This is a genomic window from Tamlana sp. 2_MG-2023 (assembly GCF_030548465.1).
In the GTDB taxonomy this organism is placed as follows: Bacteria; Bacteroidota; Bacteroidia; order Flavobacteriales; family Flavobacteriaceae; genus Pseudotamlana.
This window is the reverse complement of sequence record NZ_JAUOSF010000012.1, coordinates 43,947-56,861: the sequence shown is the minus strand read 5'-3', so window position 1 is coordinate 56,861 and position 12,915 is coordinate 43,947. Positions and strand designations below refer to the sequence as shown.

The window sequence follows — 12,915 nt, the reverse complement described above, 5'->3', positions numbered from 1 at the left end:
CTGCTTTTCTTAATCGCTCTTCTTCTGCTAAGGCCAATGCTGCTTGTTCTTCTTGAAGTCGTCTTTCTTCTGCTAATTGAGCTTCTTGTTCAGCTTCCTTCTCTTTTCTTAAACGTTCTGCTTCTGCCAACGCTACAGCTTCTTGTTCGGCTTTACGTCTAGCTTCTTCAGCTATTCTGTTCTCTTCTGCCTTTCTTAATCGTTCTTCTTCAGCTAAGGCTAAAGCCGCTTTTTCTTCTTCAACTCGTCTTTCTTCGGCTAATAGCGCTTCTTGCTTAGCTGCTTTTGCACGAGCTTCCTCAGCAATACGATCTGCTTCAGCCTTTTCTGCTAAGCGATCCGCCTCGGCTATACCATTTAATGCAGCAGCTTCTGATGCTCGCTTTTCTTTAGCAAATGCTGCAGCTGCAGCCGCTTCTGCCGCTCGTTTCTTTTCTAATGCATCCGATTTACGCGGTAAATTTTTTGGTGTTGCACTTTGTGTTACTTTACGCGAATTTCTATTTTTACTATCAGAAATAAATAATCCGTCCTCGTCTTCATCACCAAAATAGTCATAATTATCTTTAGATTTAAATCTATAAGCTAAAGTAATATCGTGTGAATTGCCTAATGCTGAAATATTCCCAACAGCCTTTTCAAAATTATATTCAATAGCAATTTGAGGTGAGATATTTAAACCTATACCTGCTGAAATTCCATAAAATGAGTTATATCCCGCTTGTCCCCAAAATCCTTTAGGAACTGTAAACATCATGAGCCCAGAAAATATTAATTCCTCCTTTTTAAATTCGGATCGTATTAAAGTAGAAAACCTACTATCTCTAAAATAACCATAGTTGCTTACATAACCGGTATACATACCATGCACCTGTATGCCTTGTTCTGGATTCTCGGCTATCATTGAAGTAGAAGTCAAATTATAAGCTACAATATTGTTTAAGGATACACCAAAATCAAAAAACTCGGTACCATAATTAATGCCAGGGTTGATAGTTACAATAGAATTTGAAGGTATATTGTCTAAGGAAGGGTCGGGTGTATTAGAAATGATAGCGCCATCGTTAATTGTACTTCTGTAAAACCCAAGGTTCATACCAAAGGTTAAATTTCCAGAACGATTAACCACAACATTGTATGCAAAGTTAGCCATACCTCCAAAAGTTGTTAAAGCTCCATAGTTTTGCTGAAATAAACTAATTCCAGCTCCCATACTTTCTCTAAATCGACCAGAATATCCAAACAAATATGTTTCTGGTGCATTTTCAAATTGTGTCCAATCTCTTTTATTATTAAAGGAAATATATCGATGACCTTCTCTTACAAAGCTAAAAGTTGGATTTATAAATGTTCTATTAAATTTTAATGAGTTTCTAACGGGTATATTTAAAGCTACAACGCCATCATCTTGAGCAGAAGACTGGTAGATGATACTGAAAAACAACAGAATGTAGAATAAATATTTTTTCATGTTATTTTATTACCGTTATAGAGCCTTTTCTTGTACTGCCTGTGGAAGTTGTAATGATGTAATAATATACGGGATTTACATTGTCAAAATTAAGGGCATCTTCTGGCCAATTATTCAAATAATTCTTACTTTGAAAAACTACTTTCCCTACCGAACTAATAATTAGTACTTCAGTTTCTGTACCAGAAACATATTCTTTGGGAACAATCCAGGTATCATTAACACCATCTCCGTTTGGGCTTACAATATTTGGAATTTCAGGTACATCTGGAAAATAGTTTTCACCTCCCGAAACAATAAAGGTAAATTCAGCAGAAGCGACACAATTTCCTGTTGATGAAGGTTGAGAAACTACGCCTCTATAATTTCCAAATTCATCAATAAATAGACTCTCACTAGTTTCACCCGAAATTTGAGCATCATCTTTATACCAAGTATATGTAGGATTTGAAGCATCTGTTACTATTGTAGCTAGAAAAGACTCTTCATCTTCTAAAATATTATCTTCATCAACACTTACGCCTTCAATAGCACTATTAAAACCGGAATTATCTAAAAGTATAGATGCTGAGGACGTACAACTCCCTAGGTCTACATTTACCGTATAATCTCCAGATTCATTCGTAGTATAAGTTTGTTCGGTTGCAGTATCTATAAGTATTCCATCCTTACTCCATTGATAACTATTTCCCTGAGTTGCCGTTAATGTCGTTGGGCCATCGCTCATACAGTATGGGTTGCCCAAACTTGAATTTATCGATACTATAACACCTGTTGAAATTTCGTTTACCGTTACTCTGTTAGAATAAGAATTTGAGGTACAAGTACCATAATTAGTTTCTACAAAATATTTACCCGCACTAGTTACCTCCAAACTAGAACCATCTGCTACAAATTGCTTCGTAGTAGCACTGGTTTCTTTATACCATCTATAAGTTAAAGAAGGGTATTGTAAAGGTGAGTCGTTATTTACATCCCCAGGATCATCAATAGTTAAAAGATAACTACCTCCCGAACAAAAATTAGCAGACGCTTTTAAATTATTAATTGTAAATGGAGTATCTTGAAGTTTATAATATGCTGGAAATGCAGTAGATGATTGACTTGTTGCTGCTGGAGCCGTACTTTTAACTCTAACCTTATAATTTTCACCAGAAACCGTCTCTGGAACTGAAAACTTAATAGTTGCAGGAGAAGTTGCAATAGCGCCTTCTGCAGATGTATAAACTACTTCACTATTAACAAAACTACCATCTGCACCAGAAAGTTCTAAAATAAATTGATTTGAAGCACTTAGATCTGATTCTGGACTAAATGAAAAAGTAACATTGTATTCATTAAAACTTGCACTAGCACAGGCTTGATTAAAATTAACTAAATTAGGTTTAGTAATAACCACCTGCCCCTGAGCTAAATTCGAAAATATATAAAGGAAAAAAGCAACAATATGTATTAAAGTGAAATTTTTCATTTGTAGTTTTTCCACAGAAAAGCCATAAAACTTACCATAAATCTTTGAAGAAAGTATAAGGATAAACTCTACATAATATAATTTGTTATTCACAAATTATATTATGTAGGTTCTAAGTTTTAGATAAATGTGTAGAGTAAGTGATTTGGGTTAGTTAGTTTGTAATCTACGATATTACCTTAAAGAAATATTTTAATAATATTTATAGTAATTTATTAGTTTGCATCAACTTCATTTGAAGCAATAATTTTATTTATACGTAATCTGTAATCTGGTCTTCTAGGATTATTTATTTCGATAAATGTTTCAGCATCATGTCCTTTTGAATAAACATTAAAGAACGCATGATTACCATACCAGTTTTCTAAATCCTCATTATTAGAACTATTTTCAACAAAAATATTACCATTACAATTATTGAAATACATATTTGTAAATCTAATCTTATCCAAACTCTCTTGATTAATTTGAATTTTGCTTTCAAAAATAACTGCTGGATTAAAACCAGAAATAACACTTTTATTCATATCAAGTGATGCATGCTCCCCAACATAAACACCTTCCTTAACAAGTCCCATTCTAATATCTTCTCTTAAGTCTTTAGAGGAATTTAAAATTGTAAGATTTTCAGCTTTAACAGATGTTGATGGTTTTGAGAAATCAACCTCTTGTCTTTCCGTATAAGCTACAACCTCCAAACTTCTTGCTCCACTACTACTAGAAACATATGGAGATCTAACAGCTAATGAATTAATCAACTCACCTTGAACTCCGTAATTAAATTTATAATCTGTCTGATTCGATTTGTACGAAACGAACTTGTTTAAATTTACATTTCCACCCCATACTTCAACAGAATTTCCTGCTGAGTTACTAACCATTACATTCTCTAAAACAGTTTCTCTTCCTACACCTGCTAACAATAAACCATTAAAGTTTAATCCTGTTTTTACACGGCTCCCTGCATATTCAATTCTAACATATTTCAATAAGCCTGAGTTCGCATTAGGATTTTCACCTCCAAAGTTTGTAAAAGCATAATTTGCTGGTGCAAGTCTTGTATAATATGGAGATACTGATCCGTTTCCAAATCTATTAGTTGCTGCATCACCTAGGATAATCAAACCACCCCAGTCTCCAGCTTTTTTAACACGTCTATTAGAAGTAAAAATGATTGGATCTGTTTCTAAACCTGATGCTACTATGCTAGAACCTTTAGCTATAGTTAATGAAGCTTTACTTGCATAATCTCCAATAATAACAGTACCTGGCTCTATAGTTAACACCGCATTATTAGTAACAAATATACTTCCCACTAACAAATACACATGCCTTTTTATCAATCTTTTATCCTCAGTAATGTTACCTGTTAAAATCTGTGTGGGTTCCACATGATCATCTTGGTTACTTGATTGAAAATCCGTCCAATTATTAAGCCAGTTATCTTTTCCTATAATTCCTTTTTCTTGTTGAGCAACAACATTTGCTAATGCAAATAGGAATATGAAAACAGTAAGGGTAAATTTTTTCATAGTTTAATCGATTTGGGGGTTAGAACCTAAAGTATAGTTTTTGAATCAATAATTAATCAAATTTAACAAAAAATCCACGAAATACCAATTATTTCGATTAAATACACGAAATAAGTGCTTTTGCAAGGAAAATCTATCGACGAAATGCACACTTATGCACCTCTAAGTTCTTAAATTTTTCATTTTAGACAATTTTAGAAAAAAATATTTACAATAACTAATTCATTATTTTATTTTTTTCATGAAATAAAAAATATTTATAAAACATAGTTTTGGCTCACAAAAAAATGCTATTAAAGCATTTCAAACATAAAAGTTTAAACACTCTAATAGCATTAATTTATTTCAACAATATTTTATCGATTATACGACTTAACGATATTCGTTAAACGTATGTAATGACTTCATGATTTCTTCGTAAAATAAAATACCAGAAATTAAGTTTCTAGTATCAGCATATGGTAAATATTCATTTAGGAAAAAAGTAGTACTATTAACATAATCATCCGCAGCTTCTAATTGACTATCAAGCGCCTTTACATTATCACTATTAGTAGGTATACCTAAAGTAACCATTGTAACCCCTGGTTTAGTTGCAAAAGCAATATATGGTAATATTCTAGTTAAAACCGTATTTCTTTCTCTATAAAGCGCTAACACCTCTCCTTTTGGCATACGTTCTAGCTCCTCAATGTTATGATATTTCTTTATCTTAACTTTATCACTAATAATACTTTTTGGACCATCTTTTTGAGCAAAGCCAATGCTAGAAACAAGTGAGAGACAAAAAACTAATAAAAATAATTTTATTTTCATGTTTAAGATTTTAGGGTTAGTGCAACAAATTTATGTAATTAACCGAAATTTACAAGCGTTTTGTCGGTTTTTTTATTTTTTTTTACGAATTCTACCATACTATTTAGGAAAAACCGATTAAATCACAATAATCATAGATGAAAATCGTTATAGTTGGTTCTTTTTAATTTTTTGAAATTTATTTTTCCTAAAAAAAGCTAACACAGACACCAAAACAACTAAAACGATTAAAACGTAAATAAACTTTGGTATCGGCAAAGGATCTCCGGCTGCATAACTGTGTAGGCCTGATAAATAATAATTCACACCGAAGGAAGTCATTATTATTGATCCAAAAGCAAAAACACTAGCCGTATTCAGCACATAATTACTTTTCAGTTTAGGTATTAATCTTAAATGCAATACAATCGCATAAACGATAATACTTATTAGTGCCCAAGTTTCTTTAGGATCCCAGGCCCAATAGCGCCCCCAAGATTCATTAGCCCAAATACCTCCAAGAAAAGTACCAACAGCCAAAACGAATAACCCAATGGTCATGGATATTTCGTTAATATATGTCAGTTCTTTTATTCTAATATCAATTTCTTTCTTAGTTTTTTCAGTTTTAAAGATCATTAATAACAAGGCCATAAACCCTAAAACAGCCGAAAGTGCCAATGGCGCATAACTACTAACTATAGTTGCTACATGAATCTTTAACCAATAAGATTTTAAAACAGGCATTAAATTTGTTATTTCTGGGCTGAGCCAATCTAAGTAACTCACAAACAGTAACGCTCCAGAAAATAATGTAGCGAGTGGTAATGCAAAATCTGACTTCCGAAAAGTTAGTAGTCCACAGAGTAATAAAACCCAAGACACAAACACAAGCATTTCGTAACCATTACTCCATGGTGCATGCTGCGCTACGTACCATCTAAGTATAATATTCCCTGAAAAAGCAATAAAAGTAATAAGGGTTATTAGTACTCCTAAATTCCATAATACTTCTATTATTTTCTTTTTTGCAAAAATTCTAGAAATCGCTAAAACTAATAGAAATAAACCTAAAATAAAGTATACCTGAAATAACCAAAAATTTAAGTTTAGCTGATTGTACCATAATTCAGCTTCAATTCTTTTTCTTGAAGGAATGATATCCTTACCCAAAACGTCTTGAAATGTTTTTATGTATTCTAATTTTTCACTAGCAGCAATCCAGTTCTTTTTATTAACATCATTAAAATAGGTTGGAACAATTTTTTGAGCGAACTGTGCATCTTCTGGTGGAAAATCTAAAAAGTCATGTGTTTGACTGTGCCATTTGTTGTTTTCATCATTACTGTTTGGAAATATTTTAAGATAGTTTCCTGAAAATACATTGTACAGTATATTAAAACGTTCATCAACCTTAATAACTTCCTTGTCAAATTCATTGCGCTCTGCTGGTTTCTTTTTATTTGCTTTTTCTACAACCTCTCCCAATATATATTTTCCATTTTCATCTAATAATCCCACAAAAGGAACTAGATCATCCTCACTCACTTTTAAATTACGAAACAACGCCCCGCCTTTTTCAACATCTACTTTAATTAATGGAATAAATTGCCAAATATTAGAGGCTGATTGCATGGCCAAAAAAGCTTGATTTGCATTAAATTTAATGCTCTCTCCTTTTTCTGTAAATTTAAAATATGGTTTCCGAGTTAGCTTTCTTAAAAACTCTGAAGCCAATGTGTTCATCGGTTTTATACGCCCGTCTAAATCCTGTACCATTAATCGACCAAACATTTCGGCATGCTGATCATCGACACGTAATTGTTCAATAGTATTTATATTTATTTCCGGAGTTTTATTTTGAGAAAAACCAACGGCCGAAAAACTTAACAACGCAACAATTACAGTGACTGTTTTTAATTTCAACTTTTTAAGTTTTTTATTAACTAACGTAAATCGTGATGACTTACTGAATAGTGTGAAAAACATACCAATCATCATTAAAAAATATCCTAAATAGGTAATATTTGTCCCTAGAGCATCATGGTTAACGGCTAATACTGTACCTAGTTCATCAGTATCATAACTGGCTTGAAAAAAACGATACCCCTTATAATCTAATACATTATTCATATAAATACGATGTGGCATTTCTTGATCACCATCTATCACGGTAACCTCACTAGCATAAGCAGACGGACTGGTAGAACCTGGATAACGTTCTAATTGAAAATCATTGAGCTTAACAGAAAACGGCGTAATTATAGGTTCCGCTCCATAGGACAACGTCACTTTCACTCCTCCTAAATCAATATCATGAGTTGTTGGCAAAAAACCTTGTCTATATAATAAGGTAGAAGTTTCTTTTTTTTCTCCTACTTGAACATTAACAATTAAGGCATCATCCTTCTGTTCATCATTATCTTTTGGCTTTTCTGAAACACTAACTAAAGAAATTTTTCCTTTCGGGTGGTATGATAACGGAACAAATGAAGCATCACCATCACGATACAATGTTCTTAAACTAATAGTATGTAAACTATCTTTAACTATAGTACCTGCCGTTTCGGTTGCCATAACAAACGTGCTTAAATTTCTAGGAGATAAAATCTGAAAAATACCATCATTTTCGATGATATTTATGACACCTTCTTGATCAACATCAAAACCAATCTTATGTTGATGCTGACCAATAGACTCGATTTCTCCCTTTTCTAAATAAACAGTTTCTCTACCATTCCCTGCTGAAACCACCATTTGAATGAGTGGCTTTCCGTCTTCTGCATCATCAACAATTTCAGGTACAGCATCAGCTATGAATTCGTTAAATGAAACAGAAACATTATTTCCTTCGAAATCTGTATTAAGCTCAAAATCATTATTACTTAATGGTGAAAAGTTTATTTTTTTACGAACTGTTTTTGTTTCAGTTTCCTTTGAAAGGTTCACATGCAAGTAATTATTTGTTGAGATAATCACGTTAGAAGTTGCGCCTTCTCTAATTCGCATTATCCCGCCGTAGGAAGCATATCTGGTTATTCCTGCCCCTAATAAAATGATGATAAAGGCTAAATGAAAAGTAAGTAGCGGCCATTTTTCCAATCGCCATAGTTTATATTTATAAATATTCATTATAAAACACAAACCTAAGCCTAGCATCACGACTTCAAACCACCAAGTATCATAAATCATTCTCCAAGCGGTGGCCGTTCCAAAATCGTTTTCCACGAAAGTAGCAGAAGCCATAGACACTGCAAAAATGAATAAAAGTAATACTGCTAAAATAGGAGATGCGAAAAAGCGATATAATTTATTCATATAGAGTTAGGATGGCTTATTAAAGGGAAAGATACCTTATTTATTAGATAAGGTATCTTTCTTGTATTCAATCATTATGTGTTTCTTTGATTTTTTAATTTACTGAAGAAACCGTATTTATAGGCATTTTATCTTCTCGCTCTTTAGCAGCTTCAAGCCATTTTGGTAACAAGTTCTTTTTAAACTCGGCTTTTTCGGCTTTCAATTTTTCCATATCTAAACCAATATACTCTTGAGCTTTTGCTTTTGTTGAAATATCCGGCATTTCTACTGGGCTATTATGTCCCAATTCTGCTAATAAACGTGCTAATTTTACACGAGCTTCCTGAGCGATAACCAAACCACCTCCAATAACTCTTGCAGTTTCAACTGGTGAGTGAAAAGATGCCCCATGTGCGGCAGCTGAATAATCCCAACGCCATTGCCCGTGACGAATATCTGTTAATATCGGTTTCATTTGTTCTTCAGTGGCTCCTAAATCCCAACATTTTTTAGCTTCAACATGTGCTTTAACTAACAAACCTTCTAGTTTCAAACGGTTTTCTGAAGCTTTCCTTTGACGCTCATAAACATTAGCGATTAACTTACTAGATTCTTCTCTATGACAAACCTGGCAAGCATTTGATGTATTATTTAAAGGTGATTGAATGTGGTGGTCTGTAAATTTCTGTCCACCTTCACTCTTATATGGCATATGGCAATCGGCGCAAGACACCCCACGATCGGCATGCACACCTGTAGTAAACGTTTCGTAACCTGGGTGCTGTGCTTTTAACATAGGCGTTTTACTTAATTGATGCGTCCAATCTGAAAACTCAATATTATCGTAATAATTCTCCATGTCTTCCACGGTTGTACCATCTTTCCAAGGGAACACTAAATATGGTACTCCTTCTTTTCCTGGAATCGTTTTATCAAAATAGTATTCTACGTGACATTGCGCACATACTAAAGAACGCATTTCATTATGCGTCGCTTGATTGATATCTTTCCCCATAGCATCAAAAGCTTCAACTAGAGCTGGTCTTGTAATACGAAGTTTCATGGTTTCCGGGTTATGACAATCGGCACAGCCAATTGGGTTTACAATTTCATCTCCTTTATCTGCCCATTTTCCACTATAAAATTCTGCAACTCCAATTTCATTCATCAAGCGTGGTACATCAGGACTTTTACAAGTCCAACAAGTTGCTGGCATTGGTCCGTCACCTTCGCCTTTTGGCCCTCCTGTTCTTAAAATATTACGAATATCATCAATAGCATAGGCATGACCTCTACCTTGATTATATTCCTTAGAAAACGCATATCCAGCAAATAAAACAACTAAATTAGGATCTTCCTCAAGCACATCTCGCATAGCTGAACCACCTTGCATAGAAGCAAAAGTAGTATCTAAAGTTTGCATGTAAGACTGATACTCTAAAGGAAAATTTTCTCCCCAGACTTCATTTCTTGGTTCGTTTTCAGCGATATTTACCTGAGGCACATATTTATATTTCGCTTCAGATTTTCTATTGACAATACTTGAAGCTAAAAGCCCCAATAGGAATACGACAATAATGGTTACGATAAATAAGACTTTGTTTTTCATCTGCTGTACTTTTATTATTCTTTAATCTGCTCTTGCATCCACTCAGGGATAACAAGTTCGTCCTCGCGATCAGTGGGTATTGGTGCTATATTAAACTTTATGGTTGATAATCCGTGAACATTCCCATGCGGCACCTGCTTATGGCAGCTCCAGCATTGTCGTCCCGTTCTATTCTCTCTGTGTCCTTCAATCCAACCATCATACTTCACCTGAGTAACCTGTTGAACATGACAGCGAATACAATTGCTTTGAACCACTTCTTGAGAAGCTTCTTTCATTTCTATCACATCGGGTTCTGCACGCATGGTAAATACCGAAGCGTGATACAAACCATCCTTAGCTTTAAAATAATATTTATTGAAAACGTTATCGTGTGGTACGTGGCAATCATTACAATTCGCCCATTCTCGGTGCGAACTGTGCATCCAACTATTATAAACTGGGGTCATGACATGACAGTTTACACAGGCCTGAGGATCATCAGACATATATGAGACTATTTTAGATTCTCTAGCCATGAAAAGCGCTAAACCAATAATTACGGCAATAAAGAACACTGCCGTTGTTCGCCATTTGGAACTCTTTGGAGGTAATATATTCTTTTTACGTATCAATTTAAAGTTGGTCTAGAAATTAACAATAATAAATTCTAATTTTACCTTAATCTAACTATTCTAAAATGAGAACCGGAAGATTCATAAAATCACACTTCTTAAAGTATGTTAAATTTAGTTAATTTCTATTTCTACTCAAACTTTAATGAGGTTAAAACTACATTTCTAGCATAATCAAGAACTGTTACAAATAACAAGCATGAAATAATATCGCAACTAACTCATAATGAACCCTATAAATCACTTCAAAAACACACAACGGCAGGTACAATAGTTCCTCTATATAATTTCTACCTTACCAGAAGCGCCTTGTAACGCCGTAATTTGCCCTTGAACTTTGGTTTGTTGTCCTTTAATTTCTGTACTAACCTGACTTTCAGCAGTTATATTTTGTCCTTTTAACACCGCATTTGTAGTTGCTTCAATAGTTATATTAGCACCACTACTTAAATTGGTATCACTTTCAGACTGAATATTTGTATCTCCTTGAGAAACAATAGAAGTATCTCCTTCAGAAGCTGTCTTAATCTCACCTTGAGCTTCCAATTCAATATTTTCTTCAGCAATCATTTTTATATTTTTAGCTTGAAATTCCAAGTTTTCGGTAGCTGAAATAAACAAAGATTTTGCCTGTGTATCGAAAGTAATAATACTACCTTCATTATCATATATATTAATTTTTTCAGCACCATCCGTGTCATTCAGTTCTATGGTATGCCCACTACGCGTGCGAATGGCTTTAATATCATTAGCATCTGTTTTCCATGATTCAGGTTTTTTATTTCCGTTATACAAGCTACCCAACATATATGGTCGTTCTGCATTTCCTCCTTCAAAACCAACTAACACTTCTTCTCCTATTTCAGGAATAAAGTGAAACCCCTTTTCACTTCCACCGTGTGGTGTAACTATTCGAATCCAAGGGGTGGTTTCACCCGTTATCTTTTGCCAAGGAAATTGAACTTTAACACGTGCTAAACTCTCTGGATCTGCATTTTCAATAACAACCCCTGATTGCGTATCACTTTTAGGGGTCGCTTCAAGATTTGTATATGGAAACACATCGATATCAACACTTAAAGCTTCGAAAGTATTATGATATTGACCGTTTTCGTTATTAGAATGATTCACTTTAATTACGCGATAACGACCTTGACTTCCTGTTTCATCTTTAATATCGATAATCTTACCAACTCCAACCCCTGGATTGTCACTATCTCCTTTTAGACATACTTGCTTGCTTTCTACAGCTTTTTTTTGCTGTTCTACCTGGGTATCCATACGTTGCTTCAACTCTGGAGCATCAAAACCGTTTATCCAAACACTAGTTTCCTTCGCATACAAGGCGTCACCTCTTTCGCTTACAAACCCATGATACCCATTTGCTCCTGTATTAACTTCTGTCGTTTTTTTCTTGTGATTTTCATCTGCTAGATAATCGTTTGAGAAATAACTAAACTTATTAGGTAGTGGCACTAAATCCAGAGAAAAACCTTGTAAGTCATGCCCATAAGTAAGTATTATATCTTCACCTTCTTCTGGTGTTCCAAAAACCAATCTCTTCCCATCATAATATAACCATTCACTATACTGCATAGCCAATCGACTTACGTATGTCCAATTACTTTCTTTATGCTGCACAGTATAATGTAAAGTCGCTGTGTTTTCCGGATTAATCAACAGGCTTAACTTAGACGTATCATAGCCTTGTAAAGTCTCTGATATGATGTCTGATAAGCTGTGATCTAAAAAAGAGTTATAATGTGGTCCATGATCACACAAAACTGTTGGACTTAATGCCTGAATAACTACAATATGCTCACTGTTTTTACCTCTTTTATTCCCTACAGAGGTTACAACACCTTTAAATTCGAGGGTTTTATAGGCTGAATGCTCTGAAAAAGAAGAAACTTTTAAGGTTAAAGTTTCTCCTAAATATTTTTTTGTGGTACTGGAAACTTCACCTTGAATACTTTCTAAAACATCCGTTCTACACTCTAAATATAATACATGGTGCTCATTTACACCTTGGTCTAATGTAAAACGCTTAAATGAAGTTATGGCCGTATTGCCAATATAAATTTCTGTAATTGATTGTAAAGCCATAAAATTGAGTATTTGAA

Annotated in this window: 8 protein-coding genes; all 8 read right to left on the bottom strand. The window is 34.0% G+C overall.

The features are described 5' to 3' along the window. The coding region (locus Q4566_RS15135) for a PorP/SprF family type IX secretion system membrane protein (protein ID WP_303423028.1) at window positions 1-1,471 on the bottom strand (1,471 nt) is incomplete at its 3' end. Between the two features lies 1 nt (window position 1,472). Further along, window positions 1,473-2,942, bottom strand: a complete 1,470-nt coding sequence (locus tag Q4566_RS15130) for a gliding motility-associated C-terminal domain-containing protein (protein ID WP_303423025.1) — start codon at window positions 2,940-2,942, stop codon at window positions 1,473-1,475. Between the two features lie 215 nt (window positions 2,943-3,157). Then, window positions 3,158-4,474: a hypothetical protein gene (locus Q4566_RS15125; protein ID WP_303423023.1), complete on the bottom strand. Its 1,317-nt coding sequence runs from the start codon at window positions 4,472-4,474 to the stop codon at window positions 3,158-3,160. A 372-nt stretch (window positions 4,475-4,846) separates the two neighbouring features. Continuing rightward, complete coding sequence (locus tag Q4566_RS15120; protein WP_303423020.1) at window positions 4,847-5,290, bottom strand: hypothetical protein; 444 nt, start codon at window positions 5,288-5,290, stop codon at window positions 4,847-4,849. Window positions 5,291-5,437: 147 nt separating this feature from the next. Further along, window positions 5,438-8,587: a cytochrome c biogenesis protein gene (gene ccsA, locus Q4566_RS15115; RefSeq protein ID WP_303423017.1), complete on the bottom strand. Its 3,150-nt coding sequence runs from the start codon at window positions 8,585-8,587 to the stop codon at window positions 5,438-5,440. 94 nt (window positions 8,588-8,681) lie between these two features. Then, the gene (nrfA, locus tag Q4566_RS15110; RefSeq protein ID WP_303423014.1) at window positions 8,682-10,178 is read right to left on the bottom strand and encodes an ammonia-forming cytochrome c nitrite reductase; all 1,497 of its coding nucleotides are present in this window, start codon (window positions 10,176-10,178) and stop codon (window positions 8,682-8,684) included. 14 nt (window positions 10,179-10,192) lie between these two features. Then, window positions 10,193-10,792 carry a cytochrome c nitrite reductase small subunit gene (gene nrfH / locus Q4566_RS15105; RefSeq protein WP_303423012.1) on the bottom strand — a complete coding sequence of 200 codons (600 nt, stop codon included), beginning with the start codon at window positions 10,790-10,792 and terminating at the stop codon, window positions 10,193-10,195. Window positions 10,793-11,071: 279 nt separating this feature from the next. Beyond that, window positions 11,072-12,898 carry a type VI secretion system Vgr family protein gene (locus Q4566_RS15100; RefSeq protein ID WP_303423009.1) on the bottom strand — a complete coding sequence of 609 codons (1,827 nt, stop codon included), beginning with the start codon at window positions 12,896-12,898 and terminating at the stop codon, window positions 11,072-11,074. Window positions 12,899-12,915: the final 17 nt, after the last annotated feature.

What these genes read in the sequence shown, in the direction of transcription:
- Q4566_RS15130 (WP_303423025.1), bottom strand. Translation starts at nt 2,942, where the DNA reads ATGAAAAATTTCACTTTAATACATATTGTTGCTTTTTTCCTTTATATA.
- Q4566_RS15125 (WP_303423023.1), bottom strand. Translation starts at nt 4,474, where the DNA reads ATGAAAAAATTTACCCTTACTGTTTTCATATTCCTATTTGCATTAGCA.
- Q4566_RS15120 (WP_303423020.1), bottom strand. Translation starts at nt 5,290, where the DNA reads ATGAAAATAAAATTATTTTTATTAGTTTTTTGTCTCTCACTTGTTTCT.
- ccsA (WP_303423017.1), bottom strand. Translation starts at nt 8,587, where the DNA reads ATGAATAAATTATATCGCTTTTTCGCATCTCCTATTTTAGCAGTATTA.
- nrfA (WP_303423014.1), bottom strand. Translation starts at nt 10,178, where the DNA reads ATGAAAAACAAAGTCTTATTTATCGTAACCATTATTGTCGTATTCCTA.
- Q4566_RS15100 (WP_303423009.1), bottom strand. Translation starts at nt 12,898, where the DNA reads ATGGCTTTACAATCAATTACAGAAATTTATATTGGCAATACGGCCATA.